The sequence below is a fragment of the Lysinibacillus telephonicus genome, from assembly GCF_039654155.1.
Taxonomy (GTDB): Bacteria; Bacillota; Bacilli; order Bacillales_A; family Planococcaceae; genus Ureibacillus; species Ureibacillus telephonicus.
Map to the genome: position 1 here is coordinate 4,333,674 of NZ_CP155468.1, position 22,819 is coordinate 4,356,492.

21 protein-coding genes, 5 tRNA genes and 1 pseudogene are annotated in these 22,819 nt (G+C 36.7%); 6 read left to right on the top strand and 21 right to left on the bottom strand.

The window, feature by feature from the left end:
• Positions 1 to 89 precede the first annotated feature (89 nt).
• Both MKY04_RS20900 and MKY04_RS20905 read left to right on the top strand, forming a co-directional pair.
• The gene (locus tag MKY04_RS20900; RefSeq protein WP_126296213.1) at positions 90 to 362 is read left to right on the top strand and encodes an Atu4866 domain-containing protein; all 273 of its coding nucleotides are present in this window, start codon (positions 90 to 92) and stop codon (positions 360 to 362) included.
• A 1-nt stretch (position 363) separates the two neighbouring features.
• A complete protein-coding gene (locus tag MKY04_RS20905) occupies positions 364 to 1,107 on the top strand; it encodes an SDR family oxidoreductase (protein ID WP_126296214.1) in 744 nt (247 codons plus the stop codon).
• Positions 1,108 to 1,687: 580 nt separating this feature from the next.
• Here the strand turns inward: MKY04_RS20905 and MKY04_RS20910 are convergent.
• The 3 genes from MKY04_RS20910 to MKY04_RS20920 form a co-directional block, all read right to left on the bottom strand.
• Positions 1,688 to 2,284 carry a TetR/AcrR family transcriptional regulator gene (locus MKY04_RS20910; RefSeq protein ID WP_126296215.1) on the bottom strand — a complete coding sequence of 199 codons (597 nt, stop codon included), beginning with the start codon at positions 2,282 to 2,284 and terminating at the stop codon, positions 1,688 to 1,690.
• Between the two features lie 8 nt (positions 2,285 to 2,292).
• Positions 2,293 to 3,042: an alpha/beta fold hydrolase gene (locus MKY04_RS20915; RefSeq protein ID WP_126296216.1), complete on the bottom strand. Its 750-nt coding sequence runs from the start codon at positions 3,040 to 3,042 to the stop codon at positions 2,293 to 2,295.
• A gap of 197 nt (positions 3,043 to 3,239) precedes the next feature.
• Positions 3,240 to 3,611 carry a peptidylprolyl isomerase gene (locus MKY04_RS20920; protein WP_126296217.1) on the bottom strand — a complete coding sequence of 124 codons (372 nt, stop codon included), beginning with the start codon at positions 3,609 to 3,611 and terminating at the stop codon, positions 3,240 to 3,242.
• Positions 3,612 to 4,282: 671 nt separating this feature from the next.
• On the opposite strand from MKY04_RS20920, the gene MKY04_RS20925 reads away from it, so the two are divergent.
• The 3 genes and pseudogenes from MKY04_RS20925 to MKY04_RS20935 all read left to right on the top strand — a co-directional run bounded on the left by MKY04_RS20925 (position 4,283) and on the right by MKY04_RS20935 (position 6,835).
• Entirely contained in the window at positions 4,283 to 4,918 is a 636-nt protein-coding gene (locus MKY04_RS20925) for a sigma-70 family RNA polymerase sigma factor (protein WP_246020506.1), read from the top strand.
• A gap of 33 nt (positions 4,919 to 4,951) precedes the next feature.
• Entirely contained in the window at positions 4,952 to 5,524 is a 573-nt protein-coding gene (gene clpP / locus MKY04_RS20930; RefSeq protein WP_126296220.1) for an ATP-dependent Clp endopeptidase proteolytic subunit ClpP, read from the top strand.
• A 168-nt stretch (positions 5,525 to 5,692) separates the two neighbouring features.
• Positions 5,693 to 6,835, top strand: a pseudogene (locus tag MKY04_RS20935) (IS3 family transposase).
• 196 nt (positions 6,836 to 7,031) lie between these two features.
• On the opposite strand, the gene MKY04_RS20940 reads toward MKY04_RS20935, so the two are convergent.
• On the bottom strand, positions 7,032 to 7,466 hold the full coding sequence (locus MKY04_RS20940; RefSeq protein WP_126295728.1) for a MarR family winged helix-turn-helix transcriptional regulator: 435 nt from the start codon (positions 7,464 to 7,466) through the stop codon (positions 7,032 to 7,034).
• 141 nt (positions 7,467 to 7,607) lie between these two features.
• Here MKY04_RS20940 and MKY04_RS20945 point away from each other — a divergent pair, with 141 nt between their 5' ends.
• Complete coding sequence (locus MKY04_RS20945) at positions 7,608 to 8,084, top strand: GNAT family N-acetyltransferase (RefSeq protein WP_126295727.1); 477 nt, start codon at positions 7,608 to 7,610, stop codon at positions 8,082 to 8,084.
• 547 nt (positions 8,085 to 8,631) lie between these two features.
• Here MKY04_RS20945 and glmS read toward each other — a convergent pair.
• From glmS to MKY04_RS21030, 17 genes are all read right to left on the bottom strand, one after another.
• Entirely contained in the window at positions 8,632 to 10,437 is a 1,806-nt protein-coding gene (gene glmS / locus MKY04_RS20950; RefSeq protein ID WP_126295726.1) for a glutamine--fructose-6-phosphate transaminase (isomerizing), read from the bottom strand.
• 593 nt (positions 10,438 to 11,030) lie between these two features.
• On the bottom strand, positions 11,031 to 11,564 hold the full coding sequence (locus MKY04_RS20955; RefSeq protein WP_126295725.1) for an SF0329 family protein: 534 nt from the start codon (positions 11,562 to 11,564) through the stop codon (positions 11,031 to 11,033).
• A 113-nt stretch (positions 11,565 to 11,677) separates the two neighbouring features.
• Complete coding sequence (locus tag MKY04_RS20960; RefSeq protein ID WP_126295724.1) at positions 11,678 to 12,202, bottom strand: type 1 glutamine amidotransferase domain-containing protein; 525 nt, start codon at positions 12,200 to 12,202, stop codon at positions 11,678 to 11,680.
• Positions 12,203 to 12,327: 125 nt separating this feature from the next.
• On the bottom strand, positions 12,328 to 13,680 hold the full coding sequence (gene glmM / locus MKY04_RS20965) for a phosphoglucosamine mutase (protein ID WP_346235087.1): 1,353 nt from the start codon (positions 13,678 to 13,680) through the stop codon (positions 12,328 to 12,330).
• Between the two features lie 109 nt (positions 13,681 to 13,789).
• A complete protein-coding gene (locus MKY04_RS20970; protein WP_126295722.1) occupies positions 13,790 to 14,872 on the bottom strand; it encodes a CdaR family protein in 1,083 nt (360 codons plus the stop codon).
• Positions 14,865 to 15,701 carry a diadenylate cyclase CdaA gene (cdaA, locus tag MKY04_RS20975; RefSeq protein WP_126295721.1) on the bottom strand — a complete coding sequence of 279 codons (837 nt, stop codon included), beginning with the start codon at positions 15,699 to 15,701 and terminating at the stop codon, positions 14,865 to 14,867. Before cdaA ends, MKY04_RS20970 begins: the two co-directional genes overlap by 8 nt.
• Before the next feature lie 257 nt (positions 15,702 to 15,958).
• A complete protein-coding gene (locus tag MKY04_RS20980) occupies positions 15,959 to 16,567 on the bottom strand; it encodes a zf-HC2 domain-containing protein (protein WP_126295720.1) in 609 nt (202 codons plus the stop codon).
• A gap of 12 nt (positions 16,568 to 16,579) precedes the next feature.
• The gene (gene sigW, locus MKY04_RS20985; RefSeq protein WP_126295731.1) at positions 16,580 to 17,143 is read right to left on the bottom strand and encodes an RNA polymerase sigma factor SigW; all 564 of its coding nucleotides are present in this window, start codon (positions 17,141 to 17,143) and stop codon (positions 16,580 to 16,582) included.
• A gap of 155 nt (positions 17,144 to 17,298) precedes the next feature.
• Positions 17,299 to 18,201: an arginase gene (rocF, locus tag MKY04_RS20990; RefSeq protein WP_126295719.1), complete on the bottom strand. Its 903-nt coding sequence runs from the start codon at positions 18,199 to 18,201 to the stop codon at positions 17,299 to 17,301.
• A 268-nt stretch (positions 18,202 to 18,469) separates the two neighbouring features.
• Positions 18,470 to 18,542: transfer RNA gene (locus MKY04_RS20995), tRNA-Lys, on the bottom strand.
• A gap of 13 nt (positions 18,543 to 18,555) precedes the next feature.
• Positions 18,556 to 18,630, bottom strand: a tRNA-Gln gene (locus MKY04_RS21000).
• Positions 18,631 to 18,635: 5 nt separating this feature from the next.
• Positions 18,636 to 18,719: transfer RNA gene (locus MKY04_RS21005), tRNA-Tyr, on the bottom strand.
• Positions 18,720 to 18,732: 13 nt separating this feature from the next.
• A tRNA-Val gene (locus MKY04_RS21010) sits at positions 18,733 to 18,808 on the bottom strand.
• A 46-nt stretch (positions 18,809 to 18,854) separates the two neighbouring features.
• Positions 18,855 to 18,929 (bottom strand) — tRNA-Glu (locus MKY04_RS21015).
• 442 nt (positions 18,930 to 19,371) lie between these two features.
• Positions 19,372 to 20,154: an ABC transporter ATP-binding protein gene (locus tag MKY04_RS21020; RefSeq protein ID WP_126295718.1), complete on the bottom strand. Its 783-nt coding sequence runs from the start codon at positions 20,152 to 20,154 to the stop codon at positions 19,372 to 19,374.
• A 290-nt stretch (positions 20,155 to 20,444) separates the two neighbouring features.
• Entirely contained in the window at positions 20,445 to 21,698 is a 1,254-nt protein-coding gene (locus tag MKY04_RS21025; RefSeq protein ID WP_246020450.1) for an ABC transporter substrate-binding protein, read from the bottom strand.
• Positions 21,699 to 21,753: 55 nt separating this feature from the next.
• Positions 21,754 to 22,815: a branched-chain amino acid ABC transporter permease gene (locus tag MKY04_RS21030; protein ID WP_126295717.1), complete on the bottom strand. Its 1,062-nt coding sequence runs from the start codon at positions 22,813 to 22,815 to the stop codon at positions 21,754 to 21,756.
• Positions 22,816 to 22,819: the final 4 nt, after the last annotated feature.

The following is a 22,819-nucleotide window of genomic DNA, read 5'->3' on the forward strand; positions in this document are numbered from 1 at the left end:
AATGTATGTCCTTTGGTTCGCTGTATTTACATTTCAACCCTACCAAGATTTGAGTGCCATCCATCGTTTAAGTGAAAGGAGATTTTGAAATGAAAAAAGAGCATGAAAACTATCATTCTTATTTGGGTACCTGGGTGACCGCAGACGGCTACATTCGGCACGAGCTGCTTCCAAATGGACGATATGACGAAGCTCGTGGCGAGCGCAAAAGCGCTTATCGAGGGAGCTATACCATTAAAGGCAATCATATTGAGTATGTCGATGATACAGGCTTTACTGCCGATGGTGATTTTATCAACGGAGTGCTTTACCATGCGGGTATGGTGCTATATCTAGAAAAACATAGTGAAGGGAGCAAGTAAGATGTCAGCACTTAATGGAAAAGTGGTTGTGATTACTGGAGCAAGCAGTGGAATTGGTGAAACAACAGCCCGACTACTCGCAAGCCTTGGCGCTCATGTTGTCATCGGTGCAAGGCGTGTGGAAAAACTAGAGGCATTAGCGGCCAACATTCGTGCAGATGGTGGATCTGTAGTCATTCAACAGCTCGATGTTACACAACTAGAACAAATGCAGGAAATCATGGGAATGGCCCAAAGTCGTTTTGGACGAGTTGATGCAATTATCAACAATGCAGGAGTGATGCCCCTCTCTCCGCTGGAAGCATTGAAGATTGAGGAATGGAATCGAATGATTGATGTTAATATTCGCGGTGTTCTCCATGGCATTGCCGCAGGTCTGCCGGTCATGAAGAAACAAGGTTTTGGTCATTTTATAAACATCGCATCCATCGGCGCCTACGAAGTGAGCCCAACAGCAGCTGTCTACTGTGCGACAAAATATGCCGTACGTGCAATAACGGATGGATTGCGGCAAGAGATTACTGGTCAGGGCATCCGAGTGACCCTTGTATCTCCTGGGGTAACGGAATCAGAACTAGCTGATAGCATTACTGATAATGAGGCAAAGGAAATCATGAAGGAATACCGACGTATCGCTCTTCCAGCTACAGCCATTTCCAATGCTATAGTTTATGCACTTGAACAGCCAGACCATGTCGATGTTAGTGAATTGGTCATTAAACCCGTAGTGAAAGTTAACCAGTAAGACATTAGGAATTCAAATAGCATAAGCCCCTCCATTCTAGTTTAAGTACATCTTTTTAAAAAGTACTTTAAAAGTTCAATTGTAACATAAATAAGTTATCTAATTGTAAGCCTTAAACATGCATAACCCCGTTCTAAGTAAGGACGGGGCTGACTTTAAGAAAAACTGTCGTTGTATTATTCGCTTTTCTTATTCTCGGCATAAAGCATGCAATTACTATTCCGATGATGGCAAATACTAACATAACTAAATATTCGCCATTGGTACTTGTATGTGAGTTAACATGCAGGTAGGGGATTGAATCTTTTATAAGTTAATTAAAGTTAGGTGTTAATCAATTATTGTTAAAATAGCTGACTTAGAAAGGGATATGTAAGAAAATTGCTGTCAAAGAGAAGGAGTATTGTGGAAATTCTTTTGTACTATTTTAATTACATACTACAATAATAGCCTGTAAATTTAGGTATAGAAATATAATTCTCCTTAAAGACGTTGCTCCACAAACTGCCCTTTAATGAAAATAGACGCACTTCTTAATTAAAGAGATGCGCCCTATAATTGAATATTAATATTAAGCTTTTTAAAAGGAAAGCGAGTTACAAAACTCATCAAAGATTTGCTTTTTTATTTCTTGTATAGGAAACTGCTGTGGATAAGTACATATCATCAACATGATCCCTTGAAGCGTGGATGAAAAGTATAACGACCGCTTCCGCGCTTCCTTTGCTCCTAGTTTTTCAAATATTTCACATTGAAACTCAAATTGTCTGGCGTTTTCTTCAATAAGAAAACGACTGTATTTGATTAGCTCATGATCTGCTTCAGGTTGCGTTTGCAGGTGGAGATAGAAACGGAATACTTCCGGCTTCTTGTAGACATTATCGATAGCTCCCTCTATAATATGCTTGAGCTGCTCCACTGGGGTCTCAATAGTCTTTGCTTGATTCATGACTTCAACCATTTCCCCAACCCTAGCGTCAACCATTGTGGCCAGGAGTTCTTCCTTCCCTTTAAAATAATTGTAAAGCAAGCCTTTAGATATGCCAGCCTGTTCGGCAATGTCGCTAATGGAAGTCGCGTGATACCCCTGCTTGATGAACAATTCCATCGCAGCTTTAAGAATACTCTCTTTGGCTAACTGACGAATACGCTCATTCTCTTGTGGTGTTCTTGGCATAGCAATTATCATCCCTCCACAAATTCCATAATATGACGATACAAATCCTCGGGATGAGTTAAAGTAACCATATGATCTGCACCGGAAATTTCAACGATTCGAGCGTCTAATTGCTTTCGAAAGTATTCAGCGACACGAAGGTTATCAGGTAATTCCTCTGTACCAATCATAAATAAAGTTTTAACAGTCAACTCATCCAGTCTTTCGGTTGCTGGAGGATTTGGCCAAATCACTTCAAAAGCTGGCCAATTAAATGTTCGTTTGATATGGTGTCGAAGCATTTGTTCAGTCAGCTCCTTGTGGGGACTAGCCTGGACAACACGATACGACGGTGCACTCTGTGAAACCTCAATCATTTTATCTATGTCTGGTGCTAGCGCACTTACCTTATTCATGTATTCTTCAAACTCTGATGAATAGTTGAACCCTGACAATGCCGGTGCGATTAAAACCAATTCCGATACATATTCAGGATATTCTAATGAAAAGTCTATTGCAATCTGTCCCCCCATAGAATGTCCGATCAATGTGGTTTTATGAATGTTCAGGTGGTCAAGTAGCCCCTTTAAATCTTCCACAAAATTAATATCTCCTACTGGATCCGGTGATTTCCCGGCTCCGCGTCCGTCAAAACTAATAACCATGTAATGTTTTGCTAAAAGTGGTGCAACATATGTCCAGTCACGTAAATCAGCGCCACCACTGTGAAGAAGAACGATAGGGTGCCCAGTACCATTAACCTCGTAATACAAATCCATTGGAATCCCTCCATGCATTTTTGAAGTATTGACTTTATTTTATTATTGAATGAACGTTTAGTCAATAAAAAAACAATCCTCCACAATCTGGTCCTATTCATGAAGAAGGACGCTCTACTTATTTAAGAAAGCGCACGATAGTTGAAGATCGTTGTTCAACTAAGATACCCCTTAGCTTAATACAGTTAGCCCGTTGATTATTGAACTGTAACATTATCAAAAGGTATTGATTCACCATTTACTTGAACATCTATTACATCGTGTTTAGGGTCTGTCATTAAATAAAATGTATTTTGCTTTACCGCTCTATTTTGTAGATTAGTTACATTAAGCTTTATTGTTACTGTATCCCCTTGTGTTTCTAAATCTGCTTCCACATCTCCACTTGAATGAAAAACAATATAGGACCCTTTTCCTCCATCAGTAATTGATTGAAGTCTTAAATTGAAATCAACATTATCTTGCACACTATTAGGTACATTTTCAACTTCGCTAAAACTCGATGTTGATGAATTACAAGCGGTCAAAATCAAAGTTACCAAAAACACAAATAAAAGTATTTTCTTCATAATTCCCACTCCTTCTGCCTTATAATTAAATACTGTAGAAAGAAATATATACTCCTGCTCTTCAAGTAAACTGCGCCGTAGTTTAAATATATTTCTTCATAATTCTACTTAAATTTTAACATAAATATCCAGATAATCTTTACTGAGGTTATTCCATAAAACGGAACTTTCATACAAAAAAAGCACTGATCCATACTCTGGAAATACGCCCGATCGTAATATAAGGTCGGCCAGATTTTGTTGAATAACGATCAGCTTCTATTAGCTGGTTTAATGAAATATGTATTAAATGGGAGCTCCATTCTTCGGAACCATAGAAGAGGAGGCGAGGTATCTAACCATCCATCCTGTTGAAATTGCGAGTCTTATGCAAGGAAAAGATCATATTAAAATTGAGTTTGAACCGATTGTGAATGAGTTAAATAAAGTAATAATACCTGTAGGAATGTTAGCGACTGTTGGGGGCAAATTTTACATGTTAAAGGAAAGTAATGTTAGAATTAAAAGAAACAAAAGTTCAAGTTGTCATTTAAACTTATAAAAAATTTCTCCCACCCCATATCTTTTCGTTTTCGTAATCCGTTTATAAACTAGAGACGTGCTGAAGGAGTGATTGTGATGCAGAGAAACCGTGTGCACGGTGCAGATGATTTATTGAGCTTTATCCGAAGCTGCGACGATACTGTCATGTATTAGCCAAAAATCAATGGGATGGAGAGGAACTGGTACAGAATGCGTTGATGAAGCTTTGGCTACATTACGAGGACCAGACTTCTATTCCAGCAGCTTTAGTGAATAAGATAGCGCATAATGAATGGATTGATACGATTCGAAAGCACAATAAAGAGTGCTTAGAAGCTGATCCTGATGAATTGGATTCGGATGATACGACTAGCAAGATTGCGACTCGCTTTGAGATCATTCAACGATTGATGAGCCAATTAACACCGAAGCAAGTTGTTATGCTTGTTTTAAAAGAAGGGTTTCGCTATCAGCTCGCTGAAATTGCAGACATCTTTTCGACATCTGAGACAGCTGTAAAATCAACTATTCATCGAGCCAAACAACGCTTAATGAAACAGGTGGATCAAGAAGGAAGTCCGCTCATTGACCTTTATTGGGAACAAGAAGAACGTGAACAAGTGGAACATCTACTTCACACCTCATTTAAGAGACAGGATCCAACTATTCTGATCCAGACGATACCGTTGCTGCGCTCGCTAGTGAAAGATCAACGTCCGGCAAGATCTCTGCACCGCACACTCATTCACTCATGTCCTTCACGCCCTGTCCTAAAGGCGGCGTAATTGGGTTACCGCCTAAAAGAAGGAGGAAGCGAAATGAATGTAACACCGTATGTTATCGAGCAATCCAGTCGTGGGGAAAGGTCGTATGATATTTACTCACGGTTGTTAAAGGACCGAATTATCATGGTCGGGGATGAAATTACTGACGGGCTTGCTAATAGTGTCGTGGCACAGCTGTTGTTCCTAGCAGCAGAGGACCCTGACAAGGACATATCGATGTACATCAATAGTCCTGGCGGGTCAGTAACTGCTGGCTTTGCTATATTTGATACGATGCAATACATCAAACCAGATATCAGGACGATTTGTATGGGGATGGCAGCTTCTTTTGGGGCGAACCTACTACTTGCTGGTACAAAAGGAAAACGATATGCCCTGCCGAACAGTGAGATCATGATTCATCAGCCGTTAGGTGGTGCAAGAGGGCAGGCAACAGATATTGAGATATCCGCCAAACGGATCATTAGCCTGCGTGAGCACATTAATCAAATTATTGCAGAACGAACGGGTCAACCGATTGAAAAGGTTGCACAAGATACGGACCGTGATTATTTTATGAGTGCCGTTGCCGCAAAAGAGTACGGCATCATTGATGAAATCATTTAATACAGGGCATAAAAATGCAAGCGTATCTCACTGCATTTGTTGTAAATGTAAAAAGAATGATAAAACTACAAGAAACCGCACTGACCTAAAAAAATGAGACAAATAAAAACACCTTTCGTTGAGAAACGGGTATTAAACCTATAAATCCAACGTGGAGGTGTTTTTTCTATGGGAACAAGAGTTAGTTATCCAGTAGAAATTAAAATGAAAGCAATCGAAATGAGGTTAGCAGGAATACCTGTTAATCAAGTTTTAGAAGAATTGAATATTCGAAATTATACACAACTAAAAACGTGGATGAAGTGGTATCGAAATGGAGAACTTCATCGCCTTGAACAGCCAGTTGGAAAGCAATATACCTTTGGTAAAGGACCAGAATATGAAAATGAAACAGCTAAATTAAAGGCTGAGAATCGTTATTTAAAGCAACAAATTGAAGTTTTAAAAAAGTACGCAGAATTGGAAAGGAAGTGGTGCCAAGAATAGTTGTGCAATTGGTAGAAGAACTAAAAGAAGTCATGACAATTGGTGAAATCTGTGACCACTTGGGGGTAGGTAGATCATCTTATTATCGTTGGAAAAAGAATAATAACGTTGAAACAAAGAAAGATATTCGGGATAAGAGAATTGGTGAGTTGTGTAAACTTCATAAATATCGATACGGATACCGAAAAATCACAAGCATTTATGGAGAACCGATAAGTGAAAATACAGTAAGTAATGCAAAAATATAATTGGCAGTGTCGAGTAAAAGTGAAGAAACGTAAAAGCACTGGACAACCAGCATACGTCGCACCGAATTTATTAAATCGTGAATTTACAGCGGAAGCACCATTTGAAAAGTTAGTAACAGATATTACCTACTTGCCTTTTGGTCAATCAATGATGTATCTTTCAAGTATTCTAGATGTCTTTAATGGCGAGATTGTAGCGCGTACAATCGGATTTACTCAAGATACAGAGTTTGTTTTAGATACATTAAATCAGCTACCAGAATTACCTGAAGGCTGTATCCTGCATAGCGATCAAGGTTCTGTATATACGTCCTATGACTATCAAAAGGCAGTAAAAGAAAAAAGAATTACCATGAGCATGTCTCGTAAAGGCACGCCCGCTGATAATTCTCCAATTGAAACGTTTCACTCCTCGCTAAAGTCTGAAACGTTCTATCTCGACGGAATCAATCGCACAACGAATGCGCATGTGATCCAAATCGTCGAAAACTATATAAATTATTATAACAATATCCGTATTCAAACGAAACTAAACAGCCAATCGCCGGTAAAATACCGTCAACTAACTGTAAAGTAGGGTGTTTTCTTATTGTCTCAAAAATGATGGTCAGTTACCAACCCACTAAGGGCTTTTTATAGGCAATAATGACAATAAAGTCTCTGGTAATAAAAAATTTAAATTACTAGAGACTTTTTTGTAGTATTTTTTTTTGCAGTGCCCTCTAATTAAGGAATTACGTCCTTTAACAGAAGACTCGATTTCAAGATAATCTTTAAAGTTTATTATTATCTAATTTTTCTTTTATTACCATCATTGAATTACGAATTTCAATGATCTCACTATTAGTTAGTCCATTAAACAATTGATTTACTTGTTCATCTGACTGATTGTTAATTTTATCTAGTAGTTCTTCCCCTTTTCTCGTTAAAAATAGGAGATTTTTTCTACTGTCTATTGGTGAGTTTTTTTTCTCTATTAATCCTTCCCTCTCAAATTTACGTAAAATTCTGCTCATATAGCTTCTATCAATATTAAGTTCTTGCACGAGATTATTTGCAATACACTCAGTTCTCTCGCTTATTTCAAATAGTATTCGTGCTTCGGTTAATGAATAGTCTGTATCTAGAATTTGATTATTAAATAAACCAAGTACCTTTGTATAAAAGCGATTAAATTGTCTGATTTCATAAATAATTTCTTTATCCATACGTTCTCCTTTAGTTGACTTAGTCCACATTTAATATTAATATAAATGTATCTCTAAAATGTGGACAAAGTCAACATTTTAGAATACTATTTTCAAAACCTGTGGCATTCTTTATTAAGATCTAATTGAAGGAGATCGTATATGATTATTAGAGAAATTAAAAAAGAAGACAATGCAAAAGTAAAAGAAATTATACAAGATTCATTAAAATCACTTGGATTAGCGGTTCCTGGATCTGCCTACTTTGATCCTCAACTTAACGACCTTCACCAATATTATAATAATTTAAAACATGCGAATTATTGGGTAGTAGAATTAGATGGGGAAGTTGTTGGTGGAATTGGTATAGCACCGTTCAGCGAACAGTATAAAGTTTGCGAATTACAAAAGCTATACTTAAGTCCAAAAGCACAAGGTTTAGGACTTTCCAAGAAACTAATGGAAACAGCTTTATCATTTGCCTCTAAACATTATGAAAAGTGCTATTTAGAAACAAAGCATGAATTAAAAACAGCATGTATATTATATAAAAAATTTGGATTTGCACTTTTACAAGAACCCCTGCCAGGTTCTGAACACTCTGCTATGGATGCGTGGTATTTAAAAGATTTGAAATAAGGAGTCCATTAAATCAATTATAACTAAAAGCTAATAAAAAGAAAAAAAGTCGATTTCCAAAGTGGAGTTCGGCTTTTTTGTAACTTTATGTAAGGTTGTGCTTAAACTAAACTGACTGTTAGTTTGAGTGTAATCCTTCACAATCTTAATTGTATTATAAATAAATATATGTTTATTTTTCTCAACAATATGGTCCGTTTGTTAAATAAATTACTAACGTTTTTGCTGAATGTTTTGTAAATTTAATAATTTTATTATCTGAGATAGACACTGGATTTTTTAATGAAACTTTTTCTAAAACCTAATTGTTGCTATCTAATAAGTGACAATATTAATTATAAGTACAGTTATAATATTTAACTGTATATGTATTTGAACAATAATTAAACAACATTTTAGAAAAAAATCAAAAAACCTTGGTACAGTAACGATTGCACTGTACCAAGGTTAGCTTTTGATGTCACTACATCTTATAAATCTATGACAAATATAGTTATAAAATGTGACAGTATTAATTATAACTCACAAGATTAACTTTATATCTATTTTACTCAACCGTTACCGATTTTGCTAGATTACGAGGTTTATCTACGTCGCAGCGGCGGTGTAGAGCAGCGTAATAGCTGATTAATTGTAATGGTACTACTGACACAAGTGGTGTTAGTAATTGATGTACTTTTGGAATAACTAGACGGTCTGTTTCCTCATTTAGTCCTTCCATTGAAATGATGCATGCGTTAGCTCCGCGCGCAACTACTTCCTTCACGTTACCTCGAATGTTTAGTGCAACTTGCTCTTGAGTTGCTAAAGCAAATACAGGCGTGCCATCTTCGATTAACGCGATTGTACCATGTTTTAATTCTCCACCAGCGAAACCTTCAGCTTGGATATAAGAGATTTCTTTTAGTTTTAACGCACCTTCCATACTTACGTAGAAATCAAGGTTGCGTCCGATAAAGAACGCATTGCGTGCGATTTTTAAGTAATCCTCTGCAATTTGCTCCAACTCATTTTTAGAATCTACTATTGTTTGAATAGCGTTGGCTGCAATTGCTAGCTCTTGTTTTAAATCAATATCAAGGTCTTTTCCTGTCGCTTTGCCTGCTACATAAGCGGCAACTGCTAATACTGCTACTTGCGCAACATATGCTTTTGTAGATGCAACCGCAATCTCTGGACCTGCATGTAATAATAACGTGTAGTCTGCTTCACGTGAAAGTGTAGAGCCAGGTACATTCGTAATTGTTAATGCTGGGTAGCCCAGTTCTTCTTTCACTTTTACAAGCACTTGACGGCTATCTGCAGTTTCACCAGATTGAGAAATGAAGATGAATAAAGGCTTTTCAGATAAAAGCGGCATATTGTAGCCAAATTCACTAGAAATATGGACTTCTACTGGGATGCCAGCAATCTTCTCGAAATATTGTTTTCCAATTAATCCTGCATGGTAGCTAGTTCCTGCAGCAATAATATATAAACGGTCAGCTTGTTTCAAAGCCTCTAAAATATTATCATCAATTGCTAATTCACCCTCAGCATCGCTATATGCTTGAATGATTTTTCGAACAACACTTGGCTGCTCATCCATTTCTTTTAGCATGTAGTGAGGGTACGTACCTTTTTCAATATCACTTGCATCAAGTTCTGCTTTAAAAGGTTTACGCTCAACTTCACGGCCATCTAATGTAGAAATTTCTACTTTATTTTTATGAACTAATACAACCTCTTTATCTCGTAACTCAATAAATTGATCAGTTACTTGCAGCATTGCCATTGCATCAGAAGCAACAACGTTAAAACCGTCGCCAACACCTACTAAAAGAGGTGATTTATTTTTTGCTACATAAATAGTGTCTTCATCCTCTTGGTCGAGTAGCGCAATCGCATAAGAGCCGTGTAATAAAGATAGTGTTTTACGGAATGCTTCAACTGTTGATAAACCTTCTTTTGCAAATAACTCAACAAGTTGTACGATTACTTCTGTATCTGTATCTGATTGCATTTGGATACCTTTTAGGTAAGCTTTTTGCAATAAATGATAGTTTTCGATTACACCGTTGTGCACAAGAGTATAGCGTCCAGTTGCACTTTGATGAGGGTGTGCATTTAATTTATTTGGCACACCGTGAGTAGCCCAGCGTGTATGACCAATTCCAATATTTGCAGATACTTCATCATCTACTGCTGTACGTAAATCCGCAATGCGGCCTTTTTCTTTAAAAACTGTAATTCCTTCTTCATTACGAACAGCGATACCCGCAGAATCATAACCGCGGTACTCTAATTTTTCTAATCCTTTTAATAAAATTTCCTTTGAATCTAATTCACCGTTATATCCAACGATTCCACACATATTATTTATCCTCCGTCATAAGCAACATCAGGAAATGCCTAATAAGACAATGTAAAAACAATTGCTTTTATTTTGCGCATGAATTCTGTCTAATTCACTTGCTGCAAACAAAAAGCACTTGAGATTGATATTGCTTTGAAATGTATTTGCCTTTTCGTTTTTCTGTCCAAAAAATCACTTTTTTGTTTTAAAAACGAAATTTACAATCGGGCATGCGATCGGGAGGTATCCGCCGAAAATTCGATAATCCTCCACCTCGTCAACTAAGGATTGTGACCGTTCGATTTCCTTAGCTCAGGCGCTATTATTGTTTTCCTTTTACTTATAAAGCGCTCGTTTTCTCTCCTTTCATGCGCTCGCTTTAAAAATAACAAAGCAACCTTGCTTTATTTTTTTAAAGCACCTTCATCATACAGAATATGCAACACGCCGTCAATCTTTTGTACATTTAGTACTAATTTAGGCTTATTTTTGTTCAAAAAAATTCCACTAGTTTATAATCTCTAGTGGTTAATTTTTGCGAGGAATATTTTCTTAAGATGCATTTATGATAATCCGTATGTCAGTAGGTTATAAATGAAATCTTAAATTGACTAAACAGCAACAAGAATATTTTCTGCTTCGCAACGTAGTTTATAAAAGTCTTGTACTAAAACATGCTCAGTTAAAATAGTTTCCTTCATTTTAAGTAAAGTTCTTTTTCCAACACGACGGTCTAATAGACATAAAATTTTAATTAATATATCTGTGGACTTTAAAGAGTCTTTAATTGGTGCGTTAAAATATTTTTCTAAAGCATCAAAAAAATCATATTGACCATAGATGCCATCTTTTTTCAATTGTTCATGTGACTGGTCTTGAAGGGATCGATTCATTTCTACATCATCAAAATCGAAGTCTTCCATTTCAATTCTTTTATCCCAAGTTCTTCGAAACTCTTCTCGCTCTGCTGTAATTGTACACATACTAAGTTTTTCTATTTTATCTACAGTAATGACAGCTCTGCCTAGCTGATCATGTGCTCTTCTATAATTAATTACTTGAAAATCAATTCTTGATTGTAAAGAATCGCAAATAAAACTTTTTAAATGCTTTTTTGCTTTACTCCATTTAGGACTATATAACAATTAATTCCCTCCCCAAAAAAATCCGTTCACTTATGTTGATTATAAGTGAACGGAAGTTGTAATTCCATATTTATACAACAACTTTTATTGACTATGCCTTTACACTACCATAATTATAACTCTTTTTCTTTTAACAAGTTAACAATTTCCCGGTTAAATGCAGGTAAATCTTTTGGAGTACGGCTAGATACAAGTTGTTTTTGACAAACGAATACTTCTTCATCATGAAACTTTGCCCCAGCATATTCTAGATCAACTCTAATTGATTTATATCCTGTAATATCTCTGCCTTCTAATGCTCTTGCAGTAATAAGAAGTTGCGGTCCATGACAAATCGCAAATACAGGCTTCATATCACTCATAAATTTCTTAGCGAAGGCAACAACTCGATCATCATCCCGTAGTAAATCAGGTGAAAAGCCTCCCGGAATAAACAGTGCATCAAAATCATCGGGATTTACTTCATCTATCCCGTGGTCAATTTCTACTTTTGCTTCTCCTTGTTTTCCTCTTATTGTTTTGTTTCCTTCTTTATCTATTGTTACAACAGTATGGCCTGCCTCCTCTAACGCTTCTTTCGGACTTGTAAATTCAATATCCTCAAACATATCAGTAATTAATGTTGCAACCTTTGCCATTTGAAACACTCCTTTTTACAATTCTACATTTTTACTATTGCCCTTTTGTATAACAAATAAACGAAAAAATAAATCCAGTGGAATTAACTAATTTAATTAGTTGTCCACTGGATTCATATTATCTGTTACTCTGCTAGCCCTAATTCTTCTCGAACTACGTTAGCAATTCTGTTTACGTAGCTTTCACACTCTTCCTCTGTTGCTGCCTCTACCATAACACGTACAAGCGGTTCTGTACCTGAAGGGCGAACTAATACACGTCCGTTGCCAGCCATTGCAGCTTCAACTTCTGAAATAGCAGCAGCAACTTTTTCATTTTGTGCAACCGCATGTTTATCGGTAACTCGTACGTTTACTAAACGTTGTGGGAAAATAGTCATTTCTGATGCAAGCTCAGATAAACGTTTATCCGTTGCTTTCATAATATTAACTAATTGAATAGCAGTTAATAAACCGTCGCCAGTTGTATTATAGTCAAGGAATACGATATGACCAGACTGCTCACCCCCAACGTTGTAGTCGTTCGTACGCATTTCTTCTACTACGTAACGATCTCCAACAGCTGTTTGAACACTTGTCATTCCGTTTTCTTCTAATGCTTTATAAAAGCCTAGATTACTCATAACAGTAGATACAACTGTGTTTTTCTTTAAGCGCCCTTTGCTGTTTAAATACTTGCCGATGATGAACATTATTTGATCGCCATCAACGATTTGGCCTTTTTCATCAACTGCAATTAGACGGTCACCATCACCATCAAAGGTTAATCCAACATCAGCGCCGCGTTCTAAAACGAAGGCTGCTAGTTTTTCCGGATGGGTAGAACCTACACCTTCATTAATATTTAAACCATCTGGTGATGAGCCCATTGACGAAATATCGGCCTCTAAATCAGCAAATAAATGAGTTGCTAGTTGTGAAGTTGCACCATGTGCACAATCAAGAGCAACATGGATACCTAAGAAATCTTCTTCTACTGTTTGTTTTAAGTATGAAAGATATTTTTGTCCACCCTCGAAATAATCACTTACTGATCCAACATCTCCTCCGATTGGGCGTGGTAATGTGTCAGCTTCTAAATCAAGGTAGCCTTCTATTTCTGCTTCTTGTGCATCTGTTAATTTGAAGCCATCTGGACCGAAAAATTTAATTCCGTTATCTGCAACAGGATTGTGTGAAGCAGAAATCATAACACCCGCATCTGCATTCATTACACGAGTTAGGTAAGCCACACCTGGTGTACTAATAACTCCTAATCGCATTACTTCAACACCAATTGATAGCAGCCCAGCTACTAGTGCGCCTTCTAACATATGGCCTGAAATACGAGTATCTCGTCCAATTATTACTTTTGGGCGTTCTTTTGTATGTTTTGTCAGCACGTATCCCCCGACACGTCCAAGCTTAAATGCGAGCTCTGGCGTCAATTCTGAATTTGCGACACCACGGACGCCATCAGTTCCGAAATATTTTCCCATTACTTTTCTCTCCTTCAATGCTAGACATTCCATGCTTCATCATTGCGAATATTACAATTTCATCTGTGGAACGAATGATTGATTCAAATAGTTTGAACCTTTATTACGATTATTCTGTAGTATTTTCTTCAGTATTTGGTTGGTCTGTGTTTGGTTGGTCTGTGTTTGATTCTTCAGTTATAACTTCTTCAGTATCTGTTTCTTTGTCATTAACTTCTTCTGTAGTTCCCTCTGGGGGCGTTTCCGTTGTTGACTCTTGTGTAATATCAGCTTCTATTCCAATCGTCTTAGATGATAGTCTCGTTGCTCCGTTTGGCAATTCCAAATTAACTTCATAAACACCAGACTCTTCAATTTCTGATATGTCAAATTCTACGACTAGTTCTGTTATCGAGTCAATAATAGATTTTGGACCGTATACGACGATTGATTCGGTATCAGGCCTTATATTATTGACTGTAATACCTTCCTTTGGCGTTCCTGTTCGCCTTATCGATAGCGGAATTTCTCTACTGTATTCCCTTATATCAACGTTTACAACTACAGTCTCTGGCTCAATGATTACATCAAGCTTGTTCAAATTATTATCTAACACTTTTACATCGGCTTCTTGTTTAAATGATGAATTGATTCCATCTTCACCAGTAACCGTTGCTTTTACATAGCTAATACTTTCTACCACACTTTTTGCACCTGTCACGAAAACAGTTTTTGGTTCGGCTGTCATCCCGACTAATTCAAAGCCTTCTGAGATTTGACTTTTATTCATTTCAGGGTCGATGCGCAATTCCTTAGTAACCTTTTCTTCAATTACTATATCTACCGTTTTTGGTTCAATCGAAACTTCTAGTTTTTCTGAAAAGTTTTCGTATTGAATTTCAACGCTATGTTCACCAATTAACAATGAATTTAAGTCGACAAATACTTTAAAGTCTTTCTTCAATTTTGCTGAAAGTACCAATTGCATAGGGCCACTAATCGTGACATCAACAGTTTCAGGCAAACCTGTAACAATTAAGTTTTCTGAATCGTAATATGCTTCTAACGGAACATCGGTAATTATATCCATTTCTGAACCTGCACCAGTACTTTGAGTATCATCCGTTAGTGTTTTCACATAAAAGAATAGTAAAAAAGCCAGGACTAATGCAGTAACTCTTAATACCCAGTAACTATCAAATAGTTTATCCATTCTTTTTCCCCCTCCAAGTCCACTTAGAGGCTGAATCCGAATCTTGTTCAGGACCAAACCACATTGTTTTTAAATGTGCTTCGAATTCATCTATTGAAAGATTTCGGTATAAATTTCCGTTTTTCGTTAAGCTTATGCCTCCAGTTTCCTCTGATACAACAATAGTAATGGCATCTGTTACTTCACTTAGCCCTAAAGCCGCACGGTGCCTTGTACCAAGTTCTTTTGAAATAAATGTACTTTCAGACAACGGCAAATAACAAGCTGCAGCTGTTATTTTATCTTTTTGTACAATTACAGCACCGTCATGAAGTGGTGTATTTGGAATAAAAATATTAATTAATAATTCCGATGAAATTTCTGCATTTAGTTTGATACCGGTTTCAATATATTCATTTAAACCCGTTTCACTCTCAATGGAGATAAGTGCTCCGATTCTTCGTTTTGCCATATAGCTGACCGCTTTTTTCATCGCTTCTACCAACCGCAATCGTTCATCTTCTAATTGGCTAGTGGAACGCTGAAATATTTTTCCTCTTCCTAGTTGTTCCAACGCACGACGAATTTCAGGGGTAAAGATAATAATGATGGCTAAAAATCCCCAGTCAATTACTTCTTGAAGCATCCAACCAAGGGTATCTAGGCCAAACACTACAGTTGCGAATCTCGCGACAATAATGACAAATAGCCCTTTCAATAACTGAACCGCTTTCGTTCCTTTAATGAGGGTTAATAATTTATAAATAACGTACCAAACAAGGAGTACGTCTAAAATGCTAACAATAACATTTACAGGCGTTAAGTCTGTAAAGTTTTCAATAATTTGCACGTGGCATCCCCCACTTTTTTCTTGCTATTTCATTTATATCGATTACATCTTGGTGTTATTACGTTTAATTCGCTTTTGTTTATGAATTATTTCAATTTTCCTAGAGAATAAGTTAAGTTACATATTTCAAAAAATTTATATAATATTAAAGATAGTATATCACATCTTGAATAAGTAAAGCTTTCATCAAGAAAATAGTCTACTCATTTGAGCAGACTAAGTCATTTAGTATTTGTTTAATGTAACATTTTTACTTCTTATTCAAATAAATCAACAAAATCATTTGCTAAGTCTTTTATTTCATACCAAAGCCATTCAAACGTTTCGTCGATTTCCTCGATTTGCCCTGTTACTACAGCTGTCGAAGCCATGTATTGGCCATTAATGACCGTTACATTGCCATCTACTTCCCCTTCGATTACAATATCACCATTTTTCACGACAATATCACCTTTAACTACTTCTCCCTCTGGTACAATCACCGTTTGCCCATCTACGATTAAATTTGGCTGTTTAGTAACTGAAAATTCATCATTTGGATAACTGCTTAGCAGCGTTGCACTCATAAATAAAAAGAACACTGCTGCCGCAACAATAATCGGATGTCTTCTAAACCACTTTTGTAAGCCTACGCGATTCTTTCCTTTAGGTAGACGTTTCATAACTTGTTCCTCAAAATGTGGGGGTGCTGTGATATGCGCTGCACTCTTAACAAAAGCAATCGTGTCACTTAACTGATGCATATGTTGTTGACAGTCAGAGCACACTTGCAGATGTTTCTTCAGCTGTTGTTCATGTTCACGGCTAATATCGCCATCAAAGTATTCGTGCATATAGTCAACAATGTGTTGTGGACACGTACTCATGCATAACTCCTCCTACAAATTGTTTAATTGCTTTCTTAGAGCTTCACGCCCTCTATGAATTCTTGTTTTTACAGTTCCTAAAGGCATATCAAGAATTTCACTAATTTCCTGAAGCGATAATTCTTCTATATATTTTAACACGATAACTGATCGATATTTATCTGGCAATCTGCTTATTTCGTATTGAATTCGATCCTGCAGTTCCATTTGTTCTACCGCCTCTTCTGGTAATTGTTCATCTGCAGCGATATGTGAATACATATCAAGTCCATCTGTACCAGCAACTTCGGCATCTAAATAGTAATCAGGCTTCTTTTTGCGAATTCTATCAATACAAAGATTTGTTGCAATCCGATATAGCCATGTTGAAAATTTTCTTTTTTGATCAAAGGAATGAAGATTTATATACGCTCGCACAAATGCTTCCTGAGCAATATCTTCTGCCTCTTGTTTGTTACCTAGCATACGGTAACATATTTGGTATAGCTTGTGCTGGTAGAGGCTCACAATATCTGAAAATGCGTTTTGATCACCTTTTAGCACTTGCTTTATTCTTTTGTTCACTAACGCATCCATTTGTGTTTCCTCTCCACCTTTTCGGCTCATTATTATTTACGTCAAATTTCATTAAAAGTTTCATTTAAGTCGTTATTATATCAAAAATATTTTATTCCGAAAAAAGTCTAAATTAGTATTTATACCCAATTTATTCATGAGACAAAAACACTATTTTATACTAATTTCTCACCAAATAACGAACCCATCAAAGCAACTGCTGCATCCGCAGTTTTATTACGTTCATCTAAAATTGGATTTACTTCAACAAACTCCGCTGAAGTTATGAATCCAACCTCTTCTAACATTTCCATAGCTAAATGACTTTCACGATAAGTAATCCCCCCAGGAACAGGAGTCCCCACTCCTGGTGTATATAAAGGGTCAATTCCATCTAAATCTAGGGATAAATGAACGCCATCTACCTTTTGCTCCTTTAAATATGCAATAGAACGTTCAATTACCTCAGCCATTCCTAAACGGTCGATTTCATGCATTGTATAAACTTTAATTCCAAGTTTTTTTATTATTTCACGCTCTCCTGGGTCTACAGAGCGAGCACCAATTATAATAATATTTTCTGGTTTTATTTTTGGAGCTATACCATTTATATTTACTAAACGTTCATTCCCTAGCCCAATACTAATGGCTAGCGGCATTCCGTGAATATTTCCAGAAGGCGAAGTCTCTGGTGTATTTATATCTGCATGTGCATCATACCAGATAACTCCTAAGTTTTTATAACGAGTGGCTAAGCCAGCAAATGTACCAATTGAAATACTATGATCTCCGCCAAGAATTAGAGGAAATCTTTCATCTTTTATTACTTCCTCTATTTTATTTGATAGTTGTATACTAACTTCAATAACCTCACCCAAATTTAATAATGCTGGATCCTGTTGTGCATTTACCTTTCTTTTAACTAAAATATCCCCTTCATCTTTAACTTCATATCCTATATTTTCTAATCTCTCTATTACTCCTGCATAACGGATGGCACTTGGCCCCATATCTACCCCACGACGATGTTGACCGTAATCAGAAGGAACTCCAATAACCGAAATTTTTTTATTATCCATGAAAATACCCCCTTGTTGTCCCTTTATTTTACATGGTAATACATGGGTGGCTCAACCTGACAAGAGTATGCATAATTATTCAAATTTCAAGTACTATGATTGTGCTTTTTGTAATTGTGGGCTTACCTTCTAATGTGTTTTATTCCTAAAAGATGCGCATGGACTTATGAGATATTTTCTTGATGGGGAAAAGAAGATAACAAATAAAAAATCCTTTACTTATTTAAGTAAAGGATTGAAATTAAATTATTATAAAAAGCTTTTATGATGGGCCATGTAGGACTCGAACCTACGACCCTCTGATTAAGAGTCAGATGCTCTACCAACTAAGCTAATGACCCCAAAAATAAAAAATGGCTGGGGTACCAGGATTCGAACCTGGGCATGACGGAATCAAAATCCGTTGCCTTACCGCTTGGCTATACCCCAATAAATGGTGGAGGGGGACGGATTCGAACCGCCGAACCCGAAGGAGCGGATTTACAGTCCGCCGCGTTTAGCCACTTCGCTACCCCTCCAGATTAACACTTATGGTGGAGGATGACGGGCTCGAACCGCCGACCCCCTGCTTGTAAGGCAGGTGCTCTCCCAGCTGAGCTAATCCTCCATTATTATGTAAGTGTTATCTTGTCTTTTTGTGTCTTAGTTATAATTGGTGACCCGTACGGGATTCGAACCCGTGTTACCGCCGTGAAAGGGCGGTGTCTTAACCACTTGACCAACGGGCCAAAATGCATCGTCTCAATCAGACAATAATTATATTAACACTTATTTTAAAAATTTGCAACTACTTTTCGAGAAAATTTTTTAATGCAATTCTATTATATTTCCCTCTTAATTTTATACCATTTGGATTTACAATTTTTCTGTTTTTCTCATACTTCTCCTCAGTTAATTTTATATTTATTTATAAAAAATTATTAGGATAAAATATGATTAACATCTATCCACATTTTACCCTAAATGTACTGCTAAAGAAACCTCACTTTTTTCGTCTCCAAATGTTGAAATACTCATTTAGGAAATTAGGCATTCCTACGAATTTCATCTATCTAGTTTACCGTAGACTTTCCCCATAATTTTTATAGGTTTGGGGGCTTATCCTATGCTTGGTTTAAACTTCCAAGTTGGAGTTATGGTAACTTATTACATAATCTCTAGTAAGTTACCTCACCATACAACTCGTTGACGGCGGCGAAAAGCCTTTTCTTTCCCACTATTTTCATTACCTATTCCTAAGTAATGTTCACTAATATCTTTATTTGCTAAAATTTCTGCCGACTCCCCGTGCATAACGACACGTCCATTTTCCATAATATATCCATAATCTGCAATAGAAAGGGCGACATTTGCATTCTGTTCCACTACAAGAATTGACATACCTTCTTCTTGTTTAATCTTTTTTATATTTTGGAAAATCTCTTTTACAAGTAACGGTGCAATTCCTAATGATGGTTCATCTAATAATAGCAGCTTCGGCTTTGCCATTAACCCTCTCCCAATGGCCAGCATTTGTTGCTCTCCACCAGATAAAAATCCTGCTTTTCGATTATTAAGCACTTTTAACTTCGGGAAGTATTCATATATTTTCTCAATATCCCCTTTAATGTTTAAACGATCTTTTCTTGTATATGCCCCCGCAGTTAAATTTTCTTCAACTGTTAAACCTTTAAATATACGCCGGCCTTCCATACTTAGAAATATACCTTTCCGAACTAGTGCATCTGGTGTAATACCATCAATTACTTCTCCTTGAAACTCGATGCTGCCATCTATAATTTGGCCACCATCACCTGCTAGCAAACCAGAAACGGCTTTTAAAGTAGTCGACTTTCCAGCACCATTACTTCCTAATAGCGCTACAATCTTCCCTTCAGGAACATCCAAAGATATTCCTCTTAGAGCAATAATAATTTTTTGGTATACCACTTCTAAGTTATTGATACGGAGCATGTTACAAAACTCCTTTCTATTAGATATATAGATTTTAGGAGATTCTCAAAACTTTCTATTATTTTTATCCTCTACAAAGTTTATAAAAATTATTTTTATAATTTGAAGACTACCCCAAAAATACTAATGGAATAGCCTTCTTTTATTGTCCATGTAGGGAATTTTTAGGTTCTATATCCACTTGCTTGTTTATTGCTCAACAAACTACCTCTTCTTGTCATTCAAGTACTAGTAAGAAATACTAGCTGACGGGATTGGAGATTCTACCAAACCATATTTTCCTATTAATCTTAATAGCTAAAATAATCAGTTAGTTGCTCCCATTTACCATCTTTTACAATACCTAAACGAGTCATTTCAGTACCTGCATGATTGTCAGCACTAAATGATACATTTGCACCTAGACCGCCTAAATCAAAGTTTTGCAAGGACTCAATTCCTTCTCGAATTTGAGGTCCAGTAAGATCACCTTCGGGATATTTTTCTGCAGCCGCTTGAATTCCAGCTACCATAATTTTCGCAGCACTCCAACCTTGAACAAATTTTTGATCAATATCATCAATTGTCATACCTTTTGAATCTAAATATTCTTTAATTTCTGCCATTCCTGGTTGTTCTTCATATGGGAATGCATGCGATAAAATACCTATATAGCCTTCTGCAATATCAGCTCCTACGATATCAATAATTCCTTCACCAGAAGCCCAATTCAATCCGATAAATTGAGTATCTATGCCCAACGTCTTTGCGTCACGTAAAATTGTAGACGTTGCTGCCCATGTTTGTTGAATAATTGCATAATCCGGATTCTTCTTTTCCATGTTTAATAATTGGGATTGCGCTTCAGTTGCCTGTACATCAATTACTTGCTCGTCTACAACTTCAACCCCAATTTCTTTGCCGTATGCTTTTATATCTTCAATTGGTGAACGACCAAATGCAGTATCATTATAGAGTAACGCAACAGTTGGACTATCTCCTTCATGATTTTCTTTAATCCATTTTAAGACCGCGCGACCTTGGTCGGAATAAGAAGCTGCTATTAAGAAATTATATGGACTTTCTTTTGTATTCTTCAAACTTTCAGAATAAGAAGCTGAGAAAAATGGTAATTGATCTGTCGCTACTTGTTGGCGAAGTGCCTCTGTATCACCAGTACCCCAACCTAAAATTGCAGCAGCTTTTTCCTTATCTCTTAATTCTTGATAAATTTTTTGTGCTTCAGGAATTGAGTACGCATAATCTTTACCTGTTAACACAAGGTTTAAACCTTCTACTCCACCTTTAGTTTCTAAATATTCAAAGTATGCTTGTTCCCCTTCTGCATAAGGTGTTCCTACATCACCAGTGCCTCCTGTAATATCATATAACCCACCAACTACAACTGTACGATTATCTGGATCTGCAGCTGTCGGTACAGTTGCTGAATCGTCGGATGTGTCATTAGCTGGTGCACTTGTTGTCGAGTCTTCCGCGCATGCTGCTAATAAAAATAACAACATAATTCCTATGAACCCCCACAAAATTTTCCCCTTTTTTCCCACTTTAAAATCCCCCTTATTTCTTATAAATTTTCTTATTTAATTTCTCTCCAGGTTTTTAGTAAGAAAATGGCCATAGCTTAAAATATTTCTTCATGTTCAGCCATATATGAGCTAAGCCTCCTGGTTCGAAAATTAAAAACAGGATTATGACAATACCAAATACAAACTCTTTAAACGCTGATAATAGCTGATACATTTCTGGCATGAATACAGTTAAAAAATCGATGATAGCACTCAGCCCAACAGGTAATAACGTAATAAATACTGCTCCTAAAATTGACCCAAAAACGCTGCCTAGTCCCCCAATTAGTACCATTGCTAAATATTGAATTGATACGTGAGTATTATATAGTTCTGGACTCACAATCATCGTATAGTGTGCCAGCAATGCTCCGGCAATTCCAACAAAGAAAGAGCTAACAATAAAGGCTAATACTTTATAGTAAAATAAGTTTATCCCCATGATTTGTGCGGCAATATCTCTATCACGCACAGCTAAAAATGCACGCCCAACCCGTGTCCTTAATAAATTTACCGCATACAGCACTGTAACTAACAAGATGACTATACTTAAATAGTAGTATGATGTATTTGTTGAAAGTAAAAAGTCTCCAATTGCCGGACGACTTAATACCATTCCCGCAGTACCGCCAGTCACACTGTCCCAGCGGCTAATGACAAATAAAATGATGACTTGCGCTGCCAACGTGGCAATAGCTAAATACAGCCCTTTAAGACGTAAAGCTGGAATACCAAATACGCCACCTACAAAGGCAGTTACGATTCCGGCAATAGGAAGTGATACCCAAAAACTTAATCCATATGTGGATGTTAATATCGCAGTTGTATACCCTCCAACACCTAGGAATGCACCAACTCCAATAGAAATTTGTCCTGTGAAACCTGTTAAAATATTTAACCCTATTGCACCAATTGCTGAAATTGCACAAAGTGTAAATAACCCAATCCAATAGTTTGATACAAAGAGAGGTAATGCTAGTATTAGTAGAATTAACGCCAACCATTTTACTTTGTCACCAGTAGTTTTGAATAATTTCATGTCATCTTTATAAGACGTTTTATATTTTCCACAATCTCTAACAACTAAATTTCTCACACCG

Bases quoted from the DNA above. Each gene is read 5' to 3' on its own strand.
- MKY04_RS20900 (WP_126296213.1), top strand. From the start codon at position 90: ATGAAAAAAGAGCATGAAAACTATCATTCTTATTTGGGTACCTGGGTG.
- MKY04_RS20905 (WP_126296214.1), top strand. From the start codon at position 364: ATGTCAGCACTTAATGGAAAAGTGGTTGTGATTACTGGAGCAAGCAGT.
- MKY04_RS20910 (WP_126296215.1), bottom strand. From the start codon at position 2,284: ATGCCAAGAACACCACAAGAGAATGAGCGTATTCGTCAGTTAGCCAAA.
- MKY04_RS20915 (WP_126296216.1), bottom strand. From the start codon at position 3,042: ATGGATTTGTATTACGAGGTTAATGGTACTGGGCACCCTATCGTTCTT.
- MKY04_RS20920 (WP_126296217.1), bottom strand. From the start codon at position 3,611: ATGAAGAAAATACTTTTATTTGTGTTTTTGGTAACTTTGATTTTGACC.
- clpP (WP_126296220.1), top strand. From the start codon at position 4,952: ATGAATGTAACACCGTATGTTATCGAGCAATCCAGTCGTGGGGAAAGG.
- MKY04_RS20940 (WP_126295728.1), bottom strand. From the start codon at position 7,466: ATGGATAAAGAAATTATTTATGAAATCAGACAATTTAATCGCTTTTAT.
- MKY04_RS20945 (WP_126295727.1), top strand. From the start codon at position 7,608: ATGATTATTAGAGAAATTAAAAAAGAAGACAATGCAAAAGTAAAAGAA.
- glmS (WP_126295726.1), bottom strand. From the start codon at position 10,437: ATGTGTGGAATCGTTGGATATAACGGTGAATTAGATTCAAAGGAAATT.
- MKY04_RS20960 (WP_126295724.1), bottom strand. From the start codon at position 12,202: ATGGCAAAGGTTGCAACATTAATTACTGATATGTTTGAGGATATTGAA.
- glmM (WP_346235087.1), bottom strand. From the start codon at position 13,680: ATGGGAAAATATTTCGGAACTGATGGCGTCCGTGGTGTCGCAAATTCA.
- MKY04_RS20970 (WP_126295722.1), bottom strand. From the start codon at position 14,872: ATGGATAAACTATTTGATAGTTACTGGGTATTAAGAGTTACTGCATTA.
- MKY04_RS20980 (WP_126295720.1), bottom strand. From the start codon at position 16,567: ATGAGTACGTGTCCACAACACATTGTTGACTATATGCACGAATACTTT.
- sigW (WP_126295731.1), bottom strand. From the start codon at position 17,143: ATGGATGCGTTAGTGAACAAAAGAATAAAGCAAGTGCTAAAAGGTGAT.
- rocF (WP_126295719.1), bottom strand. From the start codon at position 18,201: ATGGATAATAAAAAAATTTCGGTTATTGGAGTTCCTTCTGATTACGGT.
- MKY04_RS21020 (WP_126295718.1), bottom strand. From the start codon at position 20,154: ATGCTCCGTATCAATAACTTAGAAGTGGTATACCAAAAAATTATTATT.